This is a genomic window from Pseudomonas marginalis, from assembly GCF_900105325.1.
Lineage (GTDB): Bacteria > Pseudomonadota > Gammaproteobacteria > Pseudomonadales > Pseudomonadaceae > Aquipseudomonas > Aquipseudomonas marginalis.
Genome location: NZ_FNSU01000003.1, coordinates 966,254 through 992,413 on the forward strand (window position 1 = coordinate 966,254; position 26,160 = coordinate 992,413).

Below are 26,160 nucleotides of genomic sequence, written 5' to 3' on the forward strand. Positions count from 1 at the left end.
TCAGACAGGCCTCGCCAATGAGCCGAAGCCAGCGCTATTCCTGATTGGCAGTCGCGATCCTGTAGGTGTGTTTGAAGCTCACCCACTCAAGCGAATGCCCGAGTGGGTGCCTGACCTTGAACAGCATGTCCTGGACAACTGTGGCCATTGGATCCAGAGCGAGCAAACGCGGCAGGTCAATACGTTGCTACTCGACTTTTTAGACCGCACCGGTTGAGGGCCTGCGGCGTGCTCAACTGATGGTCAGTGCCCGACGCCAGGATTCGTTCAAGTCCACTGCACGTGCCTGGGTGAAACCGGTGGAGATCACGTAATACAGTTCAGGACGGTAGCCTTTGAACTGCTGCAATTGCACACGCTCGAGCAAGCGCTGCACCGGTGAGCGTTCCGGCCAGGATGGGCCGACCTCTTTTTCTTCGATGTGCAGAATGATGTCGTTCAACGATTTTACGTAGCGCAGGATCAACGAAATGCGGTCGGTCGGTTGGCGCCACGCGTAGTAAGGAATGTTGACGATCACGTGCTCTGGATTGTCGTGGATATGATCGTCTGGGTAGCCTTCAACCGTAGGTGCTTCCAGGCGGAAAATGGAGCCTTTGACCTCGGCCGTTGTTTTCTTGGAATAGATCTCAAAGGGCGGGGCAGCCTTTCTCAGCACGAAGCTGATCTCCAGGCGGCCTTCAGCGGCAGCCCGTACGTCGAGGAAGTCGAAGAACGCCGATACCGGTCTCCCGGCAATCCTAATAGGCACAAATTGGTGAACCACCTTCACACCGCCCTTCGGCGGGTATGAGCGGAACATCACATCGTACAAGTCGTCTTTCAGCCCAACCGTTGGCGGGGTGTACATCTGCACCTCAAGCGGTTGTTCGTTGAGTACTTCCAAGTCGACATAACCAAGCGGTCCCGCATTTACAATCACGGGGCCGTCGTACTTGGTGACGTCCAGATTGACCGACACCGGCATGCTTGCCGACCCTGGTGTCGAAATATTCCCCACCAGGTCGATGACTTCCAGCCACACCAACAGGCGGTCACTGTCGCCCGCTTCGACGATGTCCTGGTAGGTCACCGTGATAACCGTCGGTTTCACGGCTCCCCCGACCTGTTGAGTGATGATGACTGATCCCCAGTGGAGGATGATTCGGTCGGTGGGATTCAGGTTGGGGTATAGCTGGAGGGTTACGGTAACGCCCCTGCTGGCGTTGCCGGGGACAATCACCGTTTCGGACAGGCTGAATTTCAGCGCGGAATGCCCCGGTTCTATTTGATCCTGATCATCACCGGCAGGGATGTCGGTTTTTACCAGAACCTCCAATGGATATGACTGGTCGTACTGCGCACCACCGGCATAGTGAACAACATACACCAGGGCATTCTTTCCATCGGGAAGGTCTTGTGACGAGGCTGAAAAGAAGTAGTTGTTGAGCTTGATGTCGTCGGCTGTAAGTTCTTTGGTCGCGAAAACCACCACCGTTCCCGCACTATCCAGCTTACCCACCGAAATGATATCGCCAGGCGCTGCGACCCAGTTTTTATCCACCTGTATCGTCACCCCTGACTCAAACAGCCACTTCGGGATGCCTGCATCAAAGCCTGGTACGTTTTCGCTCATGCCTGGAATGTAGAGGCGGTCGAGGTTTTTGGGGGTGCGTTTTTTATCAGCCTTCAAACTACCTTTTGCTGAGGTCACGGCCTTGGGTTTTGCGGGTGCCTTGGGCGTTACGGCGCTCGTCTGCTTGGCGGCAGCCTTTGTGGCCGTAGGCTGTTTGACCGGCACTGCTGGCTGGTTCTTTTTGGCTGACATGAGCTCTCTCCTGACAGAGGACGTCGCACGTGGCCCCAGGGCAAGCGTGCCGTTTACGCCATCAAACACCTGAACGCGCGCCTCGGATACTGTCAGAATTAACAGGTACCGACCGACGGCCCTTGTGACATGGATTCGCCTGATGGCCATTCGTCGTCACCTGTTAGTTCTGACAGTAGGCAAGCACGGCTCTCAGGCGTTTGATACGGGTAAGCCAGACGAAACCCGTCGCAGGACTCTCGCCATGACCAAGAAAAAGACGCCGAGCTCACTTCTTCCTCCCATCGTCGTACCGCTGCTTGAGCCGCCGGTCGAGGGTGATATTGACGGTGCCGATGGCGGTGTAGGCCTTCGGCATTCAGAGAATCCGTTGGTCGTGTACCTGGTCAATCCAAAAGTCGCTGTGACTGCGGGAAGCATTGCCTTACTCTACTGGGGCAACCGCAATGTTCCGGTTGCCTCTACCCCGATTCGCGAGGGCGATGAAAACCTGGACCTTATTCCGCTGACGGTGCCTGCAAGCCGTATTGTCGAATATTGGGCCAACCCGGTGTTCGGCAAGCTAAGGCGCGCCAGCGACAATGAAAGTTTTACTGAAGAGCTTAAGTTACGGGTAAGCCTGAGCCGGCCAGGGGGACGTGACCCGAATGACCAACTGCCCGGCCATCAGGGTTTGGTCTGTGTGATCCCGGCGCTGATTCTGTTGAATGGCGTCAGCGAAGCGGACGCGTTGATAGGTATCAAGATTGTTATTCGCCACTGGCTGCACATGCGCCCTTATGACCTGATCATTCTGGTCTGGGGTTCACAGCAGGTGCTGCATCGGGTGCAACCCGGCGAGGAGGGGCGCGACATTACGCTGACCGTTGACTACGCCACGATCAGTGCCGCCGGCAATAACCCACTCACCCGAGTGGCCTTCCAAGTCAGGGATGCCGGGGGCAACCTGCCGGATGAGTGGGCGCGTTGGTCGGCGGTGTCGCTGATTGATGTGCACCTTAATCAAATACGCCCGGAGGCCCCTTGGCTGGCCTTCCCAAAGAGCGAAACCGAGATTGACCTGGGTGAGTTGGGCAGTTGGGATGTGGAAATTGAGGCCTGGATTACCAGCGCAGAAATCAGTGCGTATTCGCATGTGACGCTGATCTGGGCCGGTACGGACAGCGAAGGCAATTCGATCCCCCATACACCCACACAGGTATTGAGTGCGCAAGGCCTCTATAGGTTCGACATCCCCAACGCGTCAGTGGTCGCCATTGCAGAGGGTACGGCCAGTGTGCATCTGCTGTTTCAGAAGGGGACGGTGGAACAGCCGTCCAAAAAACTCTACCTGAACATCACCGGGGAAGTGTTCAGGTGGCCGGCGCCGACGATTGACGAGGACTTTGGTGGCCACATTAATCCCGATATCGCGGCGACGGTACGTTTTCCACTGCAAGCAAGCTGGCCGGGTAACGGTTATCTCGAAGTGATCTTTCGGGTGAGCAGCCCTGACAACACCATCGAACATCGGGTGGGCCGTGAAGTCGACGATATTGAACCTACGCCCAGCGGAGACATGCTGTTTACCGTGCACCCCAATGAGCTCCTGCGTTTCGTTGGCCAGCTTGTGGAGGTGTTCTATGCCCACACACGTCCTGGCGGTCGGCCTCAGGAATCCCTGCGGATGCAAGTTATCGTCGGGCAGCTTCAGCGCACGATGCCCCCACCAATTGTTGATAAGGTGATCAGCGGCCAGTTGAACCCCGATGATATCGGCGCTTACGTGAAGGTGTTTGCACCGTTCACTGAAACAAAACGTGGGGACTGGATCAGGATGTACTGGATCGGCCCGCATGCCCGTGTCGAAGTTCCGGTGCAGGTGGCCGTCGACGGTGACACCACGGAGCACGACATCGAAAGCTTCTATGTCACAAACAACCTGAACAGTACGGTGACTGCGTTCTATACCTTGAAACGTGGCGACGAGATGCCGCGGTATTCAAAAATTACTGAGGTGCTGGTGAGCCGTAATTCATGTCCATTATCGATTGATCAATCAACGATGGAGCTGAATGGTGTGAAGTTACTTCAAACATATGGGTTATCTACTCGAGAAGTCCCGCAGAATACAGATGTTCGTACAGCAGATGGTGGTGCCCCAGGCAGGTATTACATCTCTTCAAATCCCTTGATTGCCAGTGTAGATGCTTCAGGAAAAGTTGTCGGCCTTCGCAACGGATTAGTGACAATCACTGTTGAGGACGGAGCAGGCTCAACAGTTTTTTATCCGGTGAGGGTATCTAATGTATTTGTTATGATTTTGACGCCTATCACTGATAGGTTATCGTTTGCTCAACTGAGCCAGTGGGCCAATGCGCAGGGCGGTATTCAATTGCCAGGTGCCGATAATTCTGCACCAATAAGCAAAGCATTTGACGAGAATTTTTCCAACTATCATCAATTCTTGCGGCAAATAAGTGCAGGTATGGATCCGCGCTATAGAGTTCGATGGCAGGCTCCGACAAGAGACGGTATTGTGGCAGGGCACTACATACGAGAGAATGGAGTTCTATCGGCGGTCGCTTATTTAGCTAGCGACATGGCGGGGTTCGAAGGGCCAGCTTTTACCTTTGTTCCAACTTAAAGCAAGTTGGTTTGATGGACGCATGATTGAAAAGATAATAAATGGTTTTTATATGGTGAATTTTTTGCGTGTCGGGGAGTGGGCGGGATAACTCCCTGCCCATCTTTATCGTTTAAGGTTGCCGGATTTGTTTTTTTTGCTTAAGTCCGGCTATTTAATCCGGTGAGCATCAGTGTTTGATGGGACCGACTGTTATTTGTGTTCAAATATAAAAAATACCTGATAGGCCCAGCATTTTCTTCCTATAGCAGAAATGCATTACATCTCAGGCAAACCTAAAAAAGGTACGCTGCGTAAACATGACGCAGGAAGGTAGACTTCTTCCAATGGAAACTGCTGCCAACAAAGAAGAGTGCAACCATTCGTCGCCACCTGTTAATTCTGACAGTAGGCAAGCACGGCTCTCAGGCGTTTGATACGGGTAAACCAGACGAAACCCGTCGCAAGGACTCTCGCCATGACCAAGAAAAAGACGCCGACCCCACGTCTCCCTCCCATCGTCGTACCGCTGCTTGAGCCGCCGGTCGAGGGTGATATTGACGGTGCCGATGGCGGTGTAGGCCTTCGGCATTCAGAGAGCCCGTTGGTCGTGTACCTGGTCAATCCAAAAGTCGCTGTGACTGCGGGAAGCGTTGCCTTACTCTACTGGGGCAACCGCAATGTTCCGGTTGCCTCTACCCCGATTCGCGAGGGCGATGAAAACCTGGACCTTATTCCGCTGACGGTGCCTGCAAGCCGTATTGTCGAATATTGGGCCAACCCGGTGTTCGGCAAGCTAAGGCGCGCCAGCGACAATGAAAGTTTTACTGAAGAGCTTAAGTTACGGGTAAGCCTGAGCCGGCCAGGGGGACGTGACCCGAATGACCAACTGCCCGGCCATCAGGGTTTGGTCTGTGTGATCCCGGCGCTGATTCTGTTGAATGGCGTCAGCGAAGCGGACGCGTTGATAGGTATCAAGATTGTTATTCGCCACTGGCTGCACATGCGCCCTTATGACCTGATCATTCTGGTCTGGGGTTCACAGCAGGTGCTGCATCGGGTGCAACCCGGCGAGGAGGGGCGCGACATTACGCTGACCGTTGACTACGCCACGATCAGTGCCGCCGGCAATAACCCACTCACCCGAGTGGCCTTCCAAGTCAGGGATGCCGGGGGCAACCTGCCGGATGAGTGGGCGCGTTGGTCGGCGGTGTCGCTGATTGATGTGCACCTTAATCAAATACGCCCGGAGGCCCCTTGGCTGGCCTTCCCAGAGAGCGAAACCGAGATTGATCTGGGTGAGTTGGGCAGTTGGGATGTGGAAATTCAGGCCTGGATTACCAGCGCAGAAATCAGTGCGTATTCGCATGTGACGCTGATCTGGGCCGGTACGGACAGCGAAGGCAATTCGATCCCCCATACACCCACACAGGTATTGAGTGCGCAAGGCCTCTATAGGTTCGACATCCCCAACGCGTCGGTGGTCGCAATTGCAGAGGGTACGGCCAGTGTGCATCTGCTGTTTCTGAAGGGAGCGGTGGAACAGCCGTCCAAAAAGCTCTACCTGAACATCACCGGGGAAGTGTTCAGGTGGCCGGCGCCGACGATTGACGAGGACTTTGGTGGCCACATTGATCCCGATATCGCGGCGACGGTACGTTTTCCACTGCAAGCAAGCTGGCCGGGTAACGGTTATCTCGAAGTGATCTTTCGGGTGAGCAGCCCCGACAACACCATCGAACATCGGGTGGGCCGTGAAGTCGACGATATTGAACCTACGCCCAGCGGAGATATGCTGTTTACCGTGCATTCCAATGAACTGCTGCGTTTCGACGGCCACCTTGTGGAGGTGTTCTATGCCCACACACGTCCTGGCGGTCGGCCTCAGGAATCCCTGCGGATGCAAGTTATCGTCGGGCAGCTTCAGCGCACGATGCCCCCACCAATTGTTGATAAGGTGATCAGCGGCCAGTTGAACCCCGATGATATCGGCGCTTACGTGAAGGTGTTTGCACCGTTCACTGAAACAAAACGTGGGGACTGGATCAGGATGTACTGGATCGGCCCGCATGCCCGTGTCGAAGTTCCGGTGCAAGTACCCGTAGACGGCGCCACCACAGAGCACGACATCGAAAGCTTCTATGTCACAAACAACCTGAACAGCACGGTGACTGCGTTCTATACCTTGAAACGTGGCGACGAGATGCCGCGGTATTCAAAAATTACTGAGGTGCTGGTAAGTCGTGAAGTGGGTGAATTACCTCCACCGACATTGCTGGAGGCGCAGGTGACCGGCCCGGGTACTGCGGATCTGGAACCGCTACGGGTACAGCAGGGCACGAAACTGGTGGTGAGTTACGTGGGCATGCGCAACATCGACTCCATCCAGATGACCATGGACGGTGCTGGCGACGGCGGGTCGCCGGCTATCCCGGCCAAGCCTGGTAATCAAGCCTTGGAGCAAGTGGAGTTCGATATCACCAAGGCGGCGATTCACGCGAACATTCGCAACCAAGACACCACCGTCAAATTCAACTATGTGGTGACACGTAATGGTGTACCCAAGACATCGGGCACGCTGACAGTCACGGTGAAACCGATTCCTTTGGCTGAGCTGGCCAAGACAGCGCTGAAAATCAATGAAGCCAATGCGATCACCAAGGTGTTGGACCTGAGCACGTTTACCGAGGACGCCACGGCCCACGTCGGTGTCTGGCCGTTCATCACGTTGGGTTACCCCATTTGGTTGCGGATTCTGGGAAAAACAGCCGCCAATGTCACCCATGATCGTACGGTGTTTAACGGGGCAGGGTCGTCAGCGGTCAATGCCTCTTGGCTTGCTGCTGGGAGCATCGAAAGGCTGCTGCCACGCGACTATCTGGATGGGTTGGGCCATGGCACTGAATTGAAAATGGAGTTCAAGGCTGCGGTCAGTCGCAGCAAAGTTGAGACTCAGGCGGTTACTTTTCCGGTGGTTGCATACATCGTCAACACGTTACCTGCCGAGTTCCCAGTGCCCAGGCTGACCCAGGCAACCGGCTCCGGCACTGCGGTGACCCTGGCCCCTCTGAACGCACGAAACGGCGCAACTGTATCGGTGGAATACACACCGATGTACACCACCGACAGCATCGAGGTCACGATGGTAGGGAGTAGGGGGGCCGGTACGCCAGTCATTGCCGCCAAACCAGGTTTGACCAGTGGCGTGGTCACGTTTGATATTCCCAACGCGGCGATTGCGGCGAACGTTGGAGCTGTCAACAAGACCTTCACGCTCCAGTACCAGGTAATCCGTGCAGGCGTGGTTAGCTCGTCGAAAATTGTGACGGTGACGGTGACACCAATCCCCCAGGCTGATTTACCGAGGCCATTGATCAATGGCGTTGCGCATAACGGTACGTTGGATATCGGTGCGATGTCAGCAAATCCTCCGCTCACTATTGCACCGTGGCCCTTGCAGGTGGCAGGCAAGAGGGTCTGGCTGATCTTTCATTGCGAAGGTGCACAGACAAATCCTTATAAGCCATGGAACGGATACGCAAACCCTTCGGCCTCAGGTATTAATCATTACGTGGTGTTGAATTGGTTGAGAAGCTGCCCGGATGGCAATGAGATCCGGGTTGAGTTCAAAGTGGGGTTTGACCCGAATGCCTATGAGGCGGGTGCTGTGAGTTTTCCGGTGACGAGCTATACCGCCAACACCTTGCCGGCTGAGTTCCCAGTACCCAAGCTGACCCAGGCAACCGGCACCGGCACTGCGGTGACCCTGGACCCGTTGAACGCACAAAACGGCGCCACGGTATCGGTGGAATACACACCGATGTACACCACCGACAGTATCAAGGTCACGATGGTGGGGAGCCCCGATGCAGGCTCGCCGGACATCGCACCCAAGCCAGGGGTGACCAGTGGCGTGGTCACGTTTGATATTCCCAAGACGGCGATTGCGGCGAACGTTGGAACTGTCAACAAGACCTTCACGCTCCAATACGAGGTGACCCGTGCAGGCGTGGTTCACTCGTCGAAAATTGTGACGGTAACGGTGACGCCGATACCCCAGGCTAATTTGCCGAGGCCATTGATCAATGGCGTTGCGCATAACCGTACGTTGGATATCCGTGCGATGTCAGCAAATCCTCCGCTCAATATTGCACCGTGGCCCTTGCAGGTGGCAGGCAATAAGGTCTGGCTGATCTTTTATTGCGAAGGTGCACAGACAAATCCTTATAAGGTATGGGACGGATACGCAAACCCTTCGGCCTCAGGTATTGATCATTACGTGCTGTTGAGTTGGTTGAGAAGCTGCCCGGATGGCAAAGAGATTCGGGTTGAGTTCAAAGTGGCGTTTGACCCGAATGCGAATGAGGCCGGAGCTGTGAGTTTTCCCCACACCATATATACGGCATCTACAACTCCGAGAGTTGAGTCTGAGGGCTTTGAAACAGTACCACCATTTCTATATGCGAAACCTGGATATGTTGCAGTGGCGCCCACGATGAAAGTCCAAGTCCGTGCTGGGAACAATTTCTCGATTTGGCCTACAACGGAGTTTCACAACTCTATTGCCGTTACTGCTGAGAGTAACGGGACAATACTTTCTTTTGAATTGAATTTTACATGCGTAAAGGTGGAATTTTGGGCCATGCGAGAATCTACGGTTAATTTGCTTGACGCAAATCGTAAAGTTATTTTAACTGGCTCTACACCCACTCCTGGCTGGCCGGCTACTCCTATCAAGCACAGTTATTCAGTTGCGGGAATCAAGTTTATCGAGTTTACATTGCGTACCCCCCGTCTAGTGGTGGATGACTTTACATTAACGCACTATTGAATCCGGTCCTTTGATCATTCCCACGCTCCGCGTGGGAATGCCGACTACACCCTCTGCTCCCGCTCTTGAGCGGTCGGATACATTCCCATGTGAGTGGACACAATAATCAAACCACCTCCAAATAAGAACTATGAACCGCCCCCGCCAACTCCCGCACGGTCTCAATAAACTCCGTCAACCGACTGTGCAACCCATCCTCCAATATCTCATCAATCCCCGTATACCTTAGCCGCGCCTCAAACTCCGCCGCCAGACGCTGCGCCGTGCGCCCATAACTGCCAGGCAGGTCCGCGAGGATATGGCTCAGTTCCTCGATGCACGCGTGCAACGAACGCGGCACGTCACTGCGTAATAACAGCAACTCCGACACCGACCGCGCATTCAGCGCATTCGGATACAGCTCCGTATACGCCTCGAACGACGACAGCGCGCGGAGCAGGGCGCTCCACTGGTAATAGCCGCGTGCCGACAAGTCGCTGACTTCTTCCGACTCTTCGCCGAACATCTCGTAGCGTGCGTCCAGCAGGCGCAAGGTGTTGTCGGCGCGCTCGACGAAGGTGCCCAGGCGGATAAACCGATAGGCGTCGTTACGCATGATGGTGCCGGATGTGGCCCCGCGAAACAGGTGCGAACGCTGCTTGACCCAGTCACAGAAGTGGCTGATGCCATGGCGTGCCAGGCCGCCGGCGGCGATGCTGCGCATTTCCAGCCAGGTGGCGTTGAGGTTTTCCCACATGTCGGCGGTGATGCGCCCGCGCACGGCGTGGGCGTTGCCACGGGCGGCGCGCAGGCAGTTGTAGATGCTGGCGGGGTTTTCTTCGTCGAGGGCGAAGAAGTGCAGCATGCGCTCGGCATCCAGGGTTTCATGGCGTTCCAGGTAGCTGTCCAGGGTGCCGCTGCTGAGCAGCGACATGGCCAGTTCGTCCAGGCCATCGCTGCGCCCGGCCTGGGGCATTAACGACAGCGAATAACTGACTTCCAGCATGCGCGCCAGGTTCTCGGCGCGCTCCAGGTAGCGGGACATCCAGTACAGATCTGCGGCGGTTCTACTCAACATGATTCAGCCCTCCACCACCCAGGTGTCCTTGGTTCCGCCGCCTTGCGACGAGTTCACGATCAACGAGCCCTCACGCAATGCCACCCGCGTCAGGCCTCCCGGCACCAGGCGGGTTTCCTTGCCCGAGAGCACAAAGGGCCGCAGGTCGATATGCCGGGGCGCGATGCCGTTTTCGACAAAGGTCGGGCAGGTGGACAGGCTCAGGGTCGGTTGGGCGATATACGCATGGGGGCGGGCTTTGATGCGTTGGCGGAAATCTTCGATCTCGGCCGCCGTGGCCGCCGGACCGACCAGCATGCCGTAGCCGCCGGAGCCTTGGGTTTCCTTGACCACCAGTTCGGCCAGGTTGGCCAGTACGTGGGACAGTTCATCGGGCTTGCGGCATTGGAAGGTCGGCACGTTTTGCAGGATCGGCTCTTCATCCAGGTAAAACTTGATCATCGCCGGCACATAGGGATAGATCGATTTATCGTCCGCCACGCCGGTGCCGATGGCATTGGCCAGCACCACATTGCCGGCGCAGTAGGCCGCGACCAGGCCTGGCACGCCGAGCATGGATTCGGGGTTGAACGCCTGCGGGTCGAGGAATGCATCGTCGATGCGCCGGTAGATCACGTCCACGGCCTTGGGCCCGTCGGTGGTGCGCATGAACACCTTGAGGTCGTGCACGAACAGGTCGGCACCTTCCACCAGTTCCACGCCCATTTCCCGCGCCAGGAACGCATGTTCAAAGAACGCGCTGTTGAAGCGCCCGGGCGTCAGCACCACCACATTGGGGTTGTCCAGGCGGCTGGAACTTTTGAGGGTCTTGAGCAGCAGGTTGGGGTAGTGGTCCACCGGCGCGATACGCTGCTTGGCGAACACTTCGGGGAACAGGCGCATCATCATCTTGCGGTCTTCGAGCATGTAGCTCACGCCGCTGGGGGTGCGCAGGTTGTCTTCGAGCACGTAGTAGGTGCCGTCACCGTCGCGTACAAGGTCCACCCCCGAGATGTGGGAATAAATATCGCGGTGCAGGTCCAGGCCGACCATTGCCTTCTGGTAACCCTCATTGCCCAGCACCTGGTCGGCCGGAATGATCCCGGCCTTGATGATGCGCTGGTCGTGGTAGATGTCGGCGAGGAACATGTTCAGCGCATTGACCCGCTGGATACAGCCGCGTTCGATCACGCTCCATTCGCTGGCGGGGATGCTGCGGGGGATGATGTCGAAGGGGATCAGGCGCTCGGTGTCCTGCTCGTCGCCATAAAGGGTGAAGGTGATTCCCGCGCGATGGAACAGCAAATCGGCTTCGCGGCGACGCTGGGCCAGCAATTCCGGCGGCGTGTTGGCCAGCCAGCGGGAGAAGTCCTGATAGTGCGCACGGCACACGCCGTTTGCGTCATTCATTTCATCGAAGAAAGATCGAGCCATTCCAGTACCTTGTCAGTGCCGAGGGACGCATGGGGTGGCACTGCCGCTTTAAAAAACGCATTTTTTTATGAGCCCGTGGCTGATGGTGCCACCGGGCCTGGTCCTTACTTTCTTATGGGGTCGGCTCTGGGTCGGGGGGTAACGAATGTTCCTGTATTCGGGCAGATGAATGGATAAAGCAATGCGTGTGCCGGAATGGGCATCCCGCAATGATTTCCCATTGTGGTGAGCGGGCCTTCTGTGGTTACCAGGCTTCTGGGGTGAGTGGGACTGTTGTGGTGAGCTGGACTGCTGGGGGGAGCCGGACCGCTGTGGTGAGCGGGCTTGCCCCGCGTTGGGCTGCGCAGCGGCCCCAAAAAACTTGGGAGCGCTTCGCACTCCAACGCGGGGCAAGCCCGCTCACCACAGTAAGCCCACTCACTACAACAAGCCCGCTCACCACAAAAAAGGCAGGCCATGACAAGGCTGCTCACCATAAGGGAGCGGTTTGCGCACCGCGATGGTGCAACAACAAACTTGAACTTCGCCATAGCCCGATTCTTCTAAGGGGTTTGAGCCCAGCAGGGAGCACGGATGTGCCCAGAATCATTTCACCCGACACCCCGGAAGCGAACCTGGCCGACCACAGCGAGCACAACGCCAAGATCTTTGGCTCGCCCAAGGACCGCCTGGACTTCTACCGTCGCGAAATCCAATACGAAACCACCATCCTCGCCAACCGCACCGATGCTTACCTGACGGCGCAGTCGTTTCTGGTGATTGCCTTTGTCTCCGGCATGGGCAACCTCAACCCCGAGTGGGGCAAGTTGTTCACCCTGGTGGTGCCGGTGTTCCTGACGCTGCTCGGCATACTCAGTTCCCTGAATGCCTGGCCGGGGATCCGCGCCGCGTACGAAATCATCGATCACTGGCACTACAAGCAGAGCGAACTGCTGCGCAGCGAGCCGGTGATGGGCATGGCCTACGATGAGTCGCCGCTGTTTTCCGAAGTGGAGTCGTCCCATAAGGGCTATCGCAAGTCGCTGCTGTTCTCCATGCGTGCGCCGTGGCTGTTCATGGTGTTCTGGGTGTTGCTGGGGGCGTACGCGTTTTATATCCAGGTGGATAACCCGGGCTCTTAAGCAGTTGGAACTTCAGCGGCCGGCACGGGACCTTACCTTGACGCAGTCTGCGTTTTTTCCAAAGAGGTGACCCATGAGCACAGACAAAGACCCCCAGACCAGCAACCGTAACGACCCGGCAATCGACGGCGGCGAACCGGCCCCAGGCACGGCGGCCGATGCCCCGAAAGACCCGAAACCCGCCGCCGACCCCAAGGCCAGGGAAAACGACTACAGTCCAGACTTCAAGCCTGAGCGCGAGCCCAAGCCTGAAACCGATGCCGATATCGACACCCAAGGCGGTTAGAGGAGACGGTCATGTCCAAAGAACTGGAAGAAGAGCTCAACGATCCGGGCAATGAAGACCCGGGTTCCCTGATGGATGATGCAGAAGTACCGCTCAATGATCTGGATGACGCGGCGGATGTGGGCAATACCGAGCGTCAGGACTGAGCTTTCGCCTGGGCACGTCGTTCATACCACGCGAGCATCGGCTGGGTACTCAAGCCATGAACGACGATGCTCAAGGCGATCACTGACAACGTCAGGTTCACCGCCACCGCGCTGCTGGTGCCGACAAGGCCATGGTTGAGCGCGTAGAACAGGTAGTAGATGCTGCCGATTCCGCGAATCCCGAACCAGCCCATCAGCCCGCGCTGCTGGCGATCGACCAGGCGACCCCAGGGCATTGCAAACACACTGACCGGTCGAATCACGCAGAACAGAAACGCCGCCAACGGCAATGCCCGCCAATCCCAATGACTGGCCAGCACGATGCCGAGCACCGTGACCAGGAACACTTCCATCGAGCGCTCCACCAGGCTGCCGAACGAGAGCATGTCGCCCATCATTACGCCGGCGGCGATCTGGGTCTCGGCCAACTCGCTCACATCCCCTTGCAGAGCGTGCTCCGGTTCCACCTCAAGATGACCCACCACCGGCAGCGCCAAATGCTCCGAGGGCGTGTGGGAGTTGCCGGTTGACCTGAACTCTGCCTGACGCAGCCCGAGCCCGGCGGCGAATACGGACAGAAAGCCGTAACCCCCCACCGCTTCGGCCACCACGTAGGCCAGGGCGATCAGGGCGAGGGTCAGGTAGTCATTGGGGGAGAGCGTACTATCACTGTTGTTGACGCGTAGCCACAGGGTCGTGCGGCCAATGCCCCGGCCCATCCAGTAGCCGATCAACAGCCCTGCCGGCACCGCCCATAACAGGTTCTTCAACGCCCAACCGCCTAGCCAGTCACCGTCAAAGCCGCCGTGCTGCATGAAGACCAAGGCAAAAATCACAAAGGGAAAGGCCGTGCCATCGTTCAACCCGGCTTCTCCGGACAAACCGAAGCGCAGCGCATCGTAATCCTGTGCATTATTGACCTGCACCAGCCCCGCCAGCACCGGGTCGGTCGGCGCGAGAATGGCACCCACCAGCAGCGACACCCCCCACGACAGTTCAAACACGTAATGCAGCGCCAGGCAGCTGCCGAGGATGGTCAACAGCATGACCGGCCCGGCCATGCCGAACGCGATGCGCCAGGTGCGATGGCCCAGGGGCAGGCGCAGTTTGAGCCCGCTGACGAACAGTGAAAACAGCACCGCGACTTCCGTGAGGTGCTCCATCCAGCGCGCAGATTGCTTGATGTCCAGGTGCAGCAGGTCCACGCCGAGGGGGCCGATGCCCACGCCCAGCAACAGGCACACCGCCGAGGTGGTCACCGGCATCCAGCGCAGGTAAGAGGAGGTGAGGGCAAGGGTCAGCAGCACTGCACCGAGGACGGCCATCCATAGAATAAAAGTCATCGGGAGGGTGTCCAGGGCCGTGGTCTATTCACGTTCGAGGCGTGTCGCTGACTGCAGGTTCAATGTGATTGCGTCGCCTTGAATTCATTGGCGATTGATCAGCAGGCGCTCCAGGTCTTCAGTAGGCAGCGGCCGGCTGAACAGGTAGCCCTGGATCTGATCGCAGCCGGCCTCCTTGAGGAACGCCAATTGCGCCTGGGTTTCCACACCTTCGGCCACCACCCGCAGGTTCAGGCTATGGGCCAACTCGATAATGGTACGGGTGATCGCGGCATCCTGGGGGTTGCTGGTGACCTCGCGGATAAACGCAATGTCGATCTTCAGCGTGTCGATGGGGAAGCGTCGCAGGTAGGCCAGGCTCGAATAGCCGGTGCCGAAGTCGTCAATGGAGATCTTCACGCCCATGGCGTGCAGGCGTTGCAGGCTGGCGATGGTGTGCTGGGTATTCTCCATCAGCGAGCCTTCGGTCAGTTCCACTTCCAGCCAATGGGGTTCGACGCCGGTCTCAGTGAGAATACGCGCGATATCGGCAATCAGGTCGCCCTCGATCAACTGATGGCCGGAGACGTTCACCGACACCTCGACGGCGCCAATCGCGCTGCGCTGCCACGTCGCAATCTGCTGGCACACGCTGCGGATCACCCAGCGCCCTACCTCCACGATCAAACCCAGGCTTTCCAGGACGGGCACGAACACCGCCGGCGATACCGCACCGTAGCCTGGGCGCTCCCAACGCAGCAGTGCCTCCAGGGCGCAGATCTGCCCGTCGGCCAAAGCGACTTTTGGCTGGTAGTGCAGGGTGAACTCATCGTGCTCCACGGCCTGGCGCAGGGCGTTTTCCAGGTCCTGGCGGGCCAGGTCGTGCACGTTCATGCGCGTGCTGTCACCGGCATGTTGGCGCAGTTGCTGCTCAAGCAACTGACTATGGCGCTTGAGTTGATCGCCATGGCTCTTGAGCCGCAGCAGGTTGCGCACCCGCAGCCACAACTCGACCCGTTCCACCGGCTTGCTGATGAACTCTTCGGCACCGGTTTCCAGGCCACTGACCCGTGCACTTGACTCGCTGAGGGCCGACAGCATGATGATCGGAATACTCGCCGTGGCTGCGTCGCCCTTGAGCTGGCTGGCGACTTCGTAGCCGTCCATGCCCGGCATCATGATGTCCAGCAGGATCAGATCGGGCGGCTGTTTGGCCACCAGTTGCAAGGCTTCTTCGCCGCTGGCCGCCGTGAGGGTCTGGTAGCCCTCGTGTTGCAACAGGGTTTCCAGCAGCTTGCGAACCTGGGGTTCGTCATCAACGATCAACAGCGTTGCGGGTTGGCTGGCCATGGAGAGGACTCATCTGAGGGGTGAGAGGGGGGGGTGTTGCAACAGCGTGTCGATCACCTGGTACAGCTCTTTGTAGCGCAGCGGCTTGCTGATGTAGGCATCGCAACCGGCCAACCGGGTCTTTTCACGGTCTTCCTTCATGGCCATGGCGGTGAGGGCAATCACCGGGATATGGGCAGTGTACGGGTCCTGCTTGAGCAGCGCGGTAGCGGCCAGGCCGTCCATGCCCGGCAATTGGATATCCATCAGGATCAGCGCCGGTTGGGCTTCACGGGCCAGGGTCAGCCCGCTCTCGGCGTCGGCGGCCCACACCACCGTGTGGCCGGCGTTGACCAACAGCAGTCGGGCCAGGCGCATATTGGCCTGGTTGTCTTCGACGATCAGGATATGGGCCATTGCGCCTCCGTGCCGCGGTGGAGTGGCAGCCACACCACAAACCGGGCGCCCTGGCCTTCACGGCTGGCCACCGCAACACTGCCACCGTGCAGGTCGACCAGTTGCTTGACCATCGCCAAGCCCAGGCCAGTGCCTTCGAATTTGCGCGCCAGGCTGCTGTCGATCTGGCTGAAGGCCTTGAACAGCTTGCCCATGTCGTCCTCGGCAATACCGATACCGGTGTCGCTGACGCTCAATTCGAGGAACTGCTGGTGGGCGCTGGGTTGCAGGGCAAACCCGTGCATCGGCCAATCGCCGGGCACTCGCCCGACCTGTGCGCGGGCCACTTGGCGCACCGCCAGGGTCACGGTACTGCCGTGGGCGCTGAATTTCACCGCATTGGCCAGCAAGTTGTAGATGATCTGCTTGGTCTTGCGCAGGTCCAGGGCCAGTGTGCCGAAGTCGCCCTGGCTTTCGAGCTTCAACTGGATGCGTTGCAGGGCGGCTTTTTCGCGCACGATCAACAGGCTGTTGGACAGCAGGCCCTCCAGCTCCACGGCTTCCAGCTCCAGGTCCATCATCCCGGCTTCGACCTTGGACAGGTCGAGAATGTCGTTGATCAGCGACAACAGGTGCTGGCCGCTGGTGAAGATGTCGCCGATGTATTCGCGCTGGGTCTCACTCATGTCGCCCACCAGCCCGTCCTTCAACGCCTCGGAAAAACCGATCACCGCATTCAATGGTGTGCGCAATTCGTGGGACATGGTGGCGAGGAACTCGGACTTCATATGGCTGGCATGTTCCAGCTCCAGGTTCTTTTCCTCCAGCGCGCGCTCAAAGCCCTTGCGTTCGGCTTCTTCGTGTTTGCGTGCGGTGTTGTCGGTGCCGATCAGCAGATAGCCGATGATGGTGTCATGCCGGTTGCGCAGCGCCGTCACCGAGACCATGGCCGACAGGCGGCTGCCGTCCTTGCGAATATAGGTCAGCTCGTAAATATCCTCGATGCCGCGGGACGCCTTGAACACCAGCGCTTCGAAGCCCGGCGTGATCGGCGTGTCCAGCTCCAGGCTGAGGGCGGCGGCGCGGGTGATCAGTTCGGCGGGGTCGGAGATGTCGGCGGGGGTAATGCGGTTGAGGACATCGTCGGCGGCATAGCCGAGCATGCGTTCGGCGCCGACATTGAAGATCTGGATCACGCCCTTTTCATCGGTGGCGATGCTGGAGAAGTAGGCGCTGTTGAAGATTGCGTCTTGCAGGGCACCGGTTTTCAGCAGGTTTTTCTGGCGTTTGAATTCGACGATTTTTTCAGCCCGTGATTGGGCTTCAAGCGGTGGTCCAGTGACGGGTTTGTCCATGGCGGTGTTTTCCAGGCAGGTCAGGCCCGGCCGTGTCGATGACAGGGCCGCAGAGCATGCTCACAGAAAATCGCGTGGACGCGATGAGGAGGAGATGAGGTCCCCGGACAATAGCAGATACCGCCCGCACTACGGTATGGATACACTCAAACGAGTGTACGCCGACACAGGGCGGCGGGCCGCCCTGTTACCGGGCGGCGCGGCTTAGAGCATCACGCTGCTGATGACCTGGGTGCTGTCATCCGGGCATAGGTATCTACACAACTCTTAAAGGCTGACACATAACTCTGTGGTGAGCGGGCTTGTCGAATCGTCGCACCGCCCGCGCTGGGCTGCGAAGCGGCCCCAATAAGGTCACCGCAGAGTGCCAGAATCAATCGAGGTGAAGGTTTTGGGGCTGCTTCGCAGCCCAGCGCGGGGCAAGCCCGCTCACCACAGAAGCCTAATTGCCATAGATTCCGTATTCACTGGAAGTTGTGTAGATACCCATGGTCATCCGGGTCGATGACGCTGTGGAATCCCAAGGCCTGGTTCAACTCGCGCAACGGCGCATTGGTTGCCGCGTCGACCGTGTACATGCGTTTGAAGCCATTGGCGCGGGCCGCCGTCATCAGGTGCTGCATCAAAAGGCGCCCCAGGCCCAGGTGCTGCCAGGCATCGGCCACGGTGACCGCGCATTCGCATTCATCCGTCCTGGCCTCTGCATAGCGGGCCACGCCGATTTCGATCAACTGGCCGTTGTCGTGCACCAGGGCGATAAAGGCCAGGCGTTGCTGGTTATCGACATCCATCAATTGGTCCATCAGGGTCTTGCCGGGCTCGTTGATTTCGCCCAGGAAGCGCGCGTGCCGAGATTCACGGGACAGGCCCTTGATGAACGTGTATTCCCGTTCACGGTCGTCGGCGCCGAGGGGGCGCACCAGCACATGACGGCCATCGTCGAGCTGATCGATCCAGTGGGGTCTCGGTTGCGCTGCGTAGGCGAGGGCGGCCTGCTGGTTGCGTGCTTCGAGGGTAGGCATGGTGGGCTCCTGGCGGTCAGCATCGGGCAACAGTGCCTTTCGATCATGCCCCTGGGGGCAGGGGCGCCATTGATCTGCATCAAGACGCCTGGCCGCCGGGCAGGGCAGGCGACGTTCGGTCATGTGCATCGGCAAAGGGTTGACCATGATCAACGTTCGGCCCGCCGTCGCGGCGCAGTCTGGTCCCACCCCACATGCCCAGCAGGAGGTCACACCATGGCAACCATGAGAGCCGCTGTCTTCGTTGAGAAAAACCGCATCGTCCTCGAGGACAAACCGATCCCCGAAGTCGGCCCGCTGGACGCCCTGGTGCGGATCACCACCACGACCATCTGCGGCACCGACGTGCATATCCTGCGCGGTGAGTACCCGGTGGCCAAAGGGCTGACGGTGGGCCATGAGCCGGTGGGCGTCATCGAGCGGCTGGGCTCCCAGGTGCGCGGCTTCGTCGAAGGGCAACGGGTGATCGCCGGCGCGATCACGCCCAGCGGGCAGAGCTATGCGTGCCTGTGCGGCTGCGGCGCCCAGGACGGCCCCGACACCCGCCATGGTTTCCGTGCCGCCGGCGGCTGGAAATTCGGCAACACCCTCGACGGCTGCCAGGCCGAATACGTGCTGGTACCCGATGCGCTGGCCAACCTGTGCCCGATCCCCGATGGCCTGAGTGACGAGCAGGTGCTGATGTGCCCGGACATCATGTCCACCGGCTTTTCCGGTGCCGAGCGTGGTGAGGTCAATATTGGCGACACCGTGGCGGTGTTTGCCCTCGGGCCGATCGGCTTGTGCGCGGTGGCGGGGGCACGGCTCAAAGGCGCGTCGATGATCATTGGGGTCGACGGCGTCAGCGAACGCATGGGCGTCGCCCGTGGCCTGGGCGCGACCCATATCGTCGACTTCAAGCAAGGCAACGTGGTCGAGCAGATCATGGCCCTGACCCACGGGCGTGGCGTGGATGTGGCGATCGAGGCGTTGGGCACCCAAGGCACCTTCGAATCGGCCTTGCGCGTGCTGCGTCCCGGTGGCCGCTTGTCCAGCCTTGGGGTGTACTCCAGCGACCTGCGCATCCCCTATGACGCGTTTGGCGCAGGCCTGGGGGATTACAGCATCGTCTCGACCCTGTGCCCCGGCGGCAAGGAACGCATGCGTCGCTTGATGGCGGTGGTCGCCAGCGGCGGGGTGGACCTGTCGCCGCTGGTGACCCACCGCTTCAAGCTCGACGACATCGAGGCGGCCTACGAACTGTTTGCCCATCAGCGCGATGGGGTGATGAAAGTCGCGATTACGCCTTGAAAGCCTGCGCGCAGAACACCCTGGTGCGCAGGCTGCCAAAACGTTAGAAATGCCAAAATTGCACTTTATGCGCTTGGTGAAACGTTTCTTCTAGCGACAAACGGGCTGCGCAAGCGCTTGCGTAAGTAAATGTATCTGATTAGAGTCGGTGGCAATCGGCTCTGATCAAAGAGGGCTGAACGATAAAAATAATAAAACCAGGAGCTCATTGATGAGCCTTGAACCCTTGCTTGAGATGCAGGGCATCAGCAAAACCTTCAACGGTTTGCGCGTGCTCAAGAATGTCGGCCTGAAGGTCTACCCCGGCGAAATCCACGCCTTGATGGGGGAGAACGGCGCCGGCAAATCGACCCTGATGAAAATCCTCTCCGGCGCTTACCAGGCCGATCCCGGCGGTGAAATCCGCATGGCCGGCCAGGCCGTCGCCACCTTTACCCCCGCCACCGCCAAAGCCCTCGGCATCGCCGTGATCTACCAGGAATTGAGCCTGTGCCCGAACCTGAGCGTGGCCGAGAACATCTACCTGGGCCGCGAACTGCGCCGTGGCTGGACCATCGACCGCAAGGGCATGCAAGCCGGTTGCGTCGAAGTGCTGCAGCGTCTGGGCGCCGAATTCACCCCGGCCACCCAGGTCAGCAGCCTGTCGATTGCCGAGCGTCAGCTGGTGGAAATCGCCCGGGCCTTGCACGCCCATGCCAGGATCCTGGTGATGGACGAACCGACCACGCCGCTGTCGTCGCGCGAGACCGACCGCCTGTTTGCGCTGATCAAGCAATTGCGCAGCCAGGGCCTGGCGATCATCTACATCAGTCATCGCATGGCCGAGATCTATGAACTGTCGGACCGTGTCTCGGTGCTGCGCGACGGCCAATACATCGGCGAACTGAGCCGCGACGCGCTGTCGGCCGAAGTCCTCGTGAAGATGATGGTGGGCCGCGATCTGTCCGGTTTCTACAAGAAGGAACACGCCGCCTACGACCCCGGTGCGGTGGTGATGCGCGTGCGTGACATGGCCGATGGCAAGCGCGTGCGTAATTGCAGTTTCGACCTGCATGCCGGTGAAGTGCTGGGTATCGCGGGGCTGGTCGGGGCAGGGCGCACCGAGTTGGCGCGGCTGATCTTCGCCGCCGATCCGCGCACCAGCGGCACCCTGGAAGTGGTGGGCAAGACCGTGACCCAACTGCGCAACCCGGCGGATGCGATTCGTGCCGGCGTGGTGTACCTCACCGAAGACCGCAAGGCCCAGGGCCTGTTCCTGGACATGAGCGTGGCCGACAACATCAACGTCTGCGCCTGCGTGCCGGATGCCCGTGCCGGTGGCGTGCTTGACCGGGCTCACGCCGCGCAACGCTCGAATGACGCGATCAAGTCACTGTCGATTCGCGTGGCGTCGGGCAAGGTCAATGTCGGCACGCTGTCCGGCGGCAACCAGCAGAAGGTCTTGCTGGCGCGGCTGCTGGAGGTCAAGCCCCACGTGCTGATCCTCGACGAACCCACACGCGGCGTGGACATCGGCTCCAAATCCGAGATCTACCGCATCATCAATCAACTGGCGCAGGCCGGCGTGGGCATCGTGGTGATCTCCAGCGAGCTGCCGGAAATCATCGGCACCTGCGACCGGGTGCTGATCATGCGCGAAGGCCAGTTGGTGGCCGAAGTCGGCGGGGCCTCCGGTCACGTCATCTCCCAGGAACGTATTATTGACCTCGCCACTGGTGGCGATCAGGTGGTTGCCCATGGCTGATTCGATGATTGCAACAACAGGCAAGGCCGAACGTGCCCGCGAACTGATGCGCACGGTCGGTATGTTGCCGGTGCTGATTTTGTTGCTGGTGGGCTTCGCCCTGGCCAGCGAGAACTTCCTGACCATGCAAAACCTGTCGATCATCACCCAGCAGGCCTCGGTCAACGTGGTGCTGGCGGCGGGCATGACCTTTGTGATCCTCACGGCGGGGATCGACCTGTCGGTGGGCGCGATCCTGGCGGCGTCGGCCGTGGTGGCGCTGCAGGCGTCGATGTCGCCGCAGTTCGGCATGTTCGGGATTGCGGCCGGTATCGGCTTCGGCCTGCTGCTGGGCCTGGTCAACGGTGGGTTGATTGCCTTCATGCGCCTGCCGCCGTTTATCGTCACCCTTGGCGCACTCACCGCCATGCGCGGCCTGGCGCGTCTGCTGGCGGATGACAAGACCGTGTTCAACCCCGACCTGCCGTTTGCCTTTATCGGCAACGACTCGATCCTCGGCGTGCCCTGGCTGGTGGTGATCGCCGTGGCGGTGGTGGCGCTGTCGTGGTTCATCCTGCGCCGCACGGTGATGGGCGTACAGATCTATTCGGTGGGCGGCAACCCCGAAGCGGCGCGACTCTCCGGGATCAAGGTGTGGAAGGTGCTGCTGTTCGTCTACGCCATGTCCGGCGCCTTGGCCGGTCTGGGTGCGGTGATGAGCGCCTCGCGCCTGTTCGCCGCCAACGGCCTGCAACTGGGGCAATCCTACGAGCTGGATGCGATTGCCGCGGTGATCCTCGGCGGCACCAGCTTTACCGGCGGCGTCGGCACCATCGGCGGCACGCTGATCGGCGCGCTGATTATCGCGGTGCTCACCAACGGCCTGGTGCTGCTGGGGGTGTCGGACATCTGGCAATACATCATCAAGGGCATTGTGATCATCGGCGCGGTCGCGCTGGATCGCTACCGCCAGTCCGGTGCACGGACCTGATTTCACTCCCATAACAATCACAAGAGAGACCCGCATGAACCTTCAACGCATGTTTCCCGTCATTGCCTTGGCTGCCCTGATGTCCCAAGCCGCAGAGGCCCGCGAACTCAAGGCCCTGGGCATCAGCATGGGCTCGCTCGGCAACCCGTATTTCGTGACCCTGGCCGATGGCGCCACGGCCCGGGCCAAGGAGCTGAACCCCAACGTCAAGGTCACCTCGGTGTCCGCCGACTACGACTTGAGCAAGCAGTTCTCGCAGATCGATAACTTTATCTCGTCCAAGGTCGACCTGATTCTGATCAACGCCGTCGACCCTTCGGCCATGGCCTCGGCGATCAAGAAAGCCCGGGATGCCGGCATCGTCGTGGTGGCGGTGGATGTGGACGCCAAGGGTGTGAATGCCACCGTGCAGACCGACAACGTCGAAGCCGGCAAACTGGCCTGCCAATACCTGGTGGACAAGCTTGCCGGCAAGGGCAACGTGATTATCCAGAACGGCCCGCAAGTCACCGCCGTGACCGACCGCGTCAAAGGCTGTAAAGCCGCATTGGCCGGCGCGCCGGACATCAAGGTGCTGTCCGACGACCAGGACGGCAAAGGCTCCCGCGAAGGCGGCCTGAACGTGATGCAAGGCTACCTCACGCGCTTCCCGAAAATCGACGGCCTGTTTGCGATCAACGACCCCCAGGCCATCGGCAGCGACCTGGCGGCCAAGCAGCTCAAGCGCAGCGGCATCATCATCACCTCGGTGGACGGCGCGCCGGATATCGAGAACGCGTTGAAGACCGACACCCAGATCCAGGCGTCAGCCAGCCAGGACCCATGGGCCATGGCGCAGACGGCGGTGAATGTCGGCAATGACCTGCTCAATGACAAAGCTCCGGCCGAAGCGGTGACCCTGCTCACGCCAAAACTGATCACCCGCGACAACGTCGGTACGTACAGCGGCTGGTCGAGTAAACACTGATAGCCTGAGAGGAACAGCGTCGTGGTGACCATGGATGACGTGGCAAGCAGGGCGGGGGTGTCGACGTCGACCGTGTCACACGTGTTGAACGGCACCCGCAAGGTCAGCCCGGCCACGGTGCTGGCGGTGCAGCGGGCGATCCAGGCGCTGGGGTATATCCCCAACACCCTGGCACGCTCGCTGGCGCGGTCGAGTACCAACACGATTGGCGTAGCGATTTCGGCGCTGTCCAACCATTACTTCAGCGAGACGGTGCACGCGATTGAAACCGAGTGCGCCAAGCACGGCTACATGATGCTGTTTGTCGACACCCACGACGACCCGGAGCAGGAGCTGCGGGTCGTCACGGCGCTGCATCACCGGCGGGTCGACGGTATTGTGCTGGCGCCTTCGAACGGTTCGATGGCCCTGGAGTACATGCGCGCCAACGAGATTCCGGCGGTGTTGGTGGACCGCATGATGAGCGAGCAGTTTGACCAGGTCGGGGTCGAGAATGCCCAGGCCACCCAGGCCCTGATTGAGCACCTGATCGGGCACGGGCACCGCCGCATCGGTTTTATCGCCGGGCGCACGGGGTTCAGCACCACAGATGAGCGGGTGGCGGGTTACTGCGCGGCGTTGCACGCGGCGGGGCTGGCCTTCGATCCGCAGTTGCTGGTCAACGGTGGCTCCAACACCGAACCGGCGCGCCAGGCTACGGCGCAGTTGCTGGGCCTGGCTTCGCCACCCACGGCGATCATGGCCGGCAATAACCTGATGACCCTCGGCGCGATGCACGCCTTGCGTGACGCGCAGCTTGAAGTGCCGAGACAAATGGCCCTGGTGGGGTTTGATGATTTTGACTGGGCGGATTTTTTCGTGCCGCGCTTGAGCCTGATCGCACAGCCGGTCAAGGCCCTTGGCGCCCGCGCGGTCGACCTGTTGCTGCAACGCATGGCGTCGCCTGACGCAGCGCCCCAGAGCGTGCGCCTGGCACCGACCCTGCAGTTACGTAACTCCTGTGGCTGTCATTGATGGGAATAACACACGCATGAACAGTCCTGTTTCCCTGGGCATTGACCTGGGCACGTCGGAACTCAAAGCCATCCTCATGGACGCCACGGGCGCGGTGCTGGCCCATGCCGGCGTGCGCTTGAGCGTGTCGCGCCGGCACAGCGGCTGGTCTGAACAGGCGCCGGAAGACTGGTGGCAAGCCTGCTTGCAGGCGTTGGCGCAACTTCGCGGACACGAGGCGTTTACCCGCGTGGCCTGTATCGGCCTGTCGGGGCAGATGCACGGCGCGGTGTTGCTGGGGGCGGACAACCGCGTGTTGTACCCGGCGATCCTGTGGGACGACTCCCGTGCAATGGCCGAAGCCGAACAGCTGGGGCCCGGCTTCGCCGACGTCACCGGCAGCCTGCCGATGGCCGGGCTGACCGCGCCGAAACTGCTGTGGCTGCAACGGCATGAGCCCGAGGTGTTCCAGGCGATTGATTGCGTGCTGTCGCCTAAGGATTACCTGCGCTTGCGTTTGAGTGGCGAGCGCATCAGCGAGATGTCCGACGCGGCGGGTACGTTGTGGCTGGATGTGGCGCGGCGGGCATGGTTTACCCCGATGGTTCGCGCTACAGGCCTTACGCCCGGGCAATTGCCCAGGCTGGTTGAGGGTGGTGCGGCGAGCGCGTTGTTGACGGCCACGGGACTGGGCCTGTCAGCTGAGGTGGTGATTGCCGGCGGTGGCGGTGACAACCCTGTGGCGGCGGTCGGCATCGGCGCGGTCAACGCCGGTGATGGCTTTATTACCCTTGGCACCAGCGCGGCCATTGTTGCGATCACCGATCACGCTGCAGGCAACCCGGCCAGTGCAGTGCACAGCTTCTGCCACGCGCTGCCCAACCGCTGGTACACCATGGGCGCCATGCTCGCCGGCGCCAGTTGCCTGCGCTGGGTCACACGGCTGACGGGTATGGCCGATGAGCAAACGTTGCTGGAGCAGGTGCAGGCGCAATTGCCGATTGAGCAGCACGTGCCTTTGGGGACACCGTTGTTCCTGCCGTACCTGGCCGGCGAACGCACACCCCACAACGATCCTTTGCTGCGCGGCGGCTTCATGAACCTGGGCCACGACTGCACACCGGCGATGCTGGGCTATGCGGTGATGGAAGGGGTGGGTTTCGGTTTGCTCGATGCGTTGCGCGCGGTGCAATCGACCGGCGCCGACGTGGGAGCCTGCGCCCTGGTGGGTGGCGGTGCGCGCAGTGAGTACTGGGCGCAGCTGCTGGCGAATATCCTGCAGCGGGAAATCTTCACCTTGCAGGGCAGTGAATTGAGCGCGTGTATTGGCGCGGCAAAGCTCGGGTTTGTGGCGATGGGGCAGGGGGCGGAGCTGCTCGCGGCGGGGATGCCGGTCAAAGCCCGGTACACACCTGACCTGAAGCAGCAGCCGGTGTTGGCGGCGCGTTATCGCAAGTTTCAAAGTTTGCTGCCCGCCGCCAAGGCCCTTCACGACTAGGCTCCTGT

19 protein-coding genes and 1 pseudogene are annotated in these 26,160 nt (G+C 59.8%); 12 read left to right on the forward strand and 8 right to left on the reverse strand.

The window, feature by feature from the left end:
- Positions 1-25: 25 nt before the first annotated feature.
- A pseudogene (locus BLW22_RS35350) lies at positions 26-217 on the forward strand (alpha/beta fold hydrolase); the annotation flags it as partial.
- A 15-nt stretch (positions 218-232) separates the two neighbouring features.
- Here the strand turns inward: BLW22_RS35350 and BLW22_RS13540 are convergent.
- Entirely contained in the window at positions 233-1,807 is a 1,575-nt protein-coding gene (locus BLW22_RS13540; protein WP_065927580.1) for a hypothetical protein, read from the reverse strand.
- Between the two features lie 142 nt (positions 1,808-1,949).
- On the opposite strand from BLW22_RS13540, the gene BLW22_RS13545 reads away from it, so the two are divergent.
- Both BLW22_RS13545 and BLW22_RS13550 read left to right on the forward strand, forming a co-directional pair.
- Positions 1,950-4,433, forward strand: coding sequence for an Ig-like domain-containing protein (locus tag BLW22_RS13545; protein ID WP_074846773.1), 2,484 nt, complete (start codon positions 1,950-1,952; stop codon positions 4,431-4,433).
- A 457-nt stretch (positions 4,434-4,890) separates the two neighbouring features.
- Positions 4,891-9,243: a hypothetical protein gene (locus BLW22_RS13550; RefSeq protein ID WP_074846774.1), complete on the forward strand. Its 4,353-nt coding sequence runs from the start codon at positions 4,891-4,893 to the stop codon at positions 9,241-9,243.
- A gap of 106 nt (positions 9,244-9,349) precedes the next feature.
- Here the strand turns inward: BLW22_RS13550 and BLW22_RS13555 are convergent, their stop codons facing one another.
- Together BLW22_RS13555 and BLW22_RS13560 are read right to left on the reverse strand one after the other, a co-directional pair.
- A complete protein-coding gene (locus BLW22_RS13555; RefSeq protein WP_074846775.1) occupies positions 9,350-10,300 on the reverse strand; it encodes an alpha-E domain-containing protein in 951 nt (316 codons plus the stop codon).
- A gap of 3 nt (positions 10,301-10,303) precedes the next feature.
- Positions 10,304-11,713 (reverse strand): circularly permuted type 2 ATP-grasp protein, encoded by a 1,410-nt coding sequence (locus BLW22_RS13560; RefSeq protein WP_074846776.1) that lies wholly within the window; start codon positions 11,711-11,713, stop codon positions 10,304-10,306.
- A 575-nt stretch (positions 11,714-12,288) separates the two neighbouring features.
- Between BLW22_RS13560 and BLW22_RS13565 the strand changes: the two genes are divergently transcribed.
- The 3 genes from BLW22_RS13565 to BLW22_RS35590 all read left to right on the forward strand — a co-directional run bounded on the left by BLW22_RS13565 (position 12,289) and on the right by BLW22_RS35590 (position 13,266).
- Positions 12,289-12,834 (forward strand): hypothetical protein, encoded by a 546-nt coding sequence (locus BLW22_RS13565; protein WP_074846777.1) that lies wholly within the window; start codon positions 12,289-12,291, stop codon positions 12,832-12,834.
- A gap of 73 nt (positions 12,835-12,907) precedes the next feature.
- On the forward strand, positions 12,908-13,120 hold the full coding sequence (locus BLW22_RS13570; RefSeq protein ID WP_065927576.1) for a hypothetical protein: 213 nt from the start codon (positions 12,908-12,910) through the stop codon (positions 13,118-13,120).
- 11 nt (positions 13,121-13,131) lie between these two features.
- Positions 13,132-13,266 carry a hypothetical protein gene (locus BLW22_RS35590; protein ID WP_256097785.1) on the forward strand — a complete coding sequence of 45 codons (135 nt, stop codon included), beginning with the start codon at positions 13,132-13,134 and terminating at the stop codon, positions 13,264-13,266.
- Here the strand turns inward: BLW22_RS35590 and BLW22_RS13575 are convergent.
- From BLW22_RS13575 to BLW22_RS13595, 5 genes are all read right to left on the reverse strand, one after another.
- Positions 13,257-14,609, reverse strand: coding sequence for a cation:proton antiporter (locus tag BLW22_RS13575; RefSeq protein WP_074846778.1), 1,353 nt, complete (start codon positions 14,607-14,609; stop codon positions 13,257-13,259). The genes BLW22_RS35590 and BLW22_RS13575 overlap by 10 nt on opposite strands.
- An 84-nt stretch (positions 14,610-14,693) precedes the next feature.
- A complete protein-coding gene (locus BLW22_RS13580) occupies positions 14,694-15,938 on the reverse strand; it encodes an EAL domain-containing response regulator (RefSeq protein WP_065927574.1) in 1,245 nt (414 codons plus the stop codon).
- 9 nt (positions 15,939-15,947) lie between these two features.
- Entirely contained in the window at positions 15,948-16,334 is a 387-nt protein-coding gene (locus BLW22_RS13585) for a response regulator (RefSeq protein ID WP_074846779.1), read from the reverse strand.
- Positions 16,319-17,668: a sensor histidine kinase gene (locus tag BLW22_RS13590; RefSeq protein WP_074846780.1), complete on the reverse strand. Its 1,350-nt coding sequence runs from the start codon at positions 17,666-17,668 to the stop codon at positions 16,319-16,321. Before BLW22_RS13590 ends, BLW22_RS13585 begins: the two co-directional genes overlap by 16 nt.
- Positions 17,669-18,132: 464 nt before the next feature.
- Positions 18,133-18,690 (reverse strand): GNAT family N-acetyltransferase, encoded by a 558-nt coding sequence (locus BLW22_RS13595; protein ID WP_074846781.1) that lies wholly within the window; start codon positions 18,688-18,690, stop codon positions 18,133-18,135.
- Between the two features lie 216 nt (positions 18,691-18,906).
- Here BLW22_RS13595 and BLW22_RS13600 point away from each other — a divergent pair, with 216 nt between their 5' ends.
- From BLW22_RS13600 to xylB, 6 genes are all read left to right on the forward strand, one after another.
- The gene (locus tag BLW22_RS13600; RefSeq protein ID WP_074846782.1) at positions 18,907-19,980 is read left to right on the forward strand and encodes an NAD(P)-dependent alcohol dehydrogenase; all 1,074 of its coding nucleotides are present in this window, start codon (positions 18,907-18,909) and stop codon (positions 19,978-19,980) included.
- Positions 19,981-20,191: 211 nt separating this feature from the next.
- Positions 20,192-21,724 (forward strand): sugar ABC transporter ATP-binding protein, encoded by a 1,533-nt coding sequence (locus tag BLW22_RS13605; protein ID WP_065927571.1) that lies wholly within the window; start codon positions 20,192-20,194, stop codon positions 21,722-21,724.
- Positions 21,717-22,694 (forward strand): ABC transporter permease subunit, encoded by a 978-nt coding sequence (locus BLW22_RS13610; protein WP_027605811.1) that lies wholly within the window; start codon positions 21,717-21,719, stop codon positions 22,692-22,694. The genes BLW22_RS13605 and BLW22_RS13610 overlap by 8 nt, the downstream gene beginning before the upstream one ends.
- 34 nt (positions 22,695-22,728) lie before the next feature.
- Entirely contained in the window at positions 22,729-23,661 is a 933-nt protein-coding gene (locus BLW22_RS13615; RefSeq protein WP_065927569.1) for an ABC transporter substrate-binding protein, read from the forward strand.
- A 21-nt stretch (positions 23,662-23,682) separates the two neighbouring features.
- Positions 23,683-24,675, forward strand: a complete 993-nt coding sequence (locus BLW22_RS13620) for a LacI family DNA-binding transcriptional regulator (RefSeq protein WP_065947019.1) — start codon at positions 23,683-23,685, stop codon at positions 24,673-24,675.
- Between the two features lie 16 nt (positions 24,676-24,691).
- Positions 24,692-26,152 carry a xylulokinase gene (gene xylB / locus BLW22_RS13625; protein WP_074846783.1) on the forward strand — a complete coding sequence of 487 codons (1,461 nt, stop codon included), beginning with the start codon at positions 24,692-24,694 and terminating at the stop codon, positions 26,150-26,152.
- Positions 26,153-26,160: the final 8 nt, after the last annotated feature.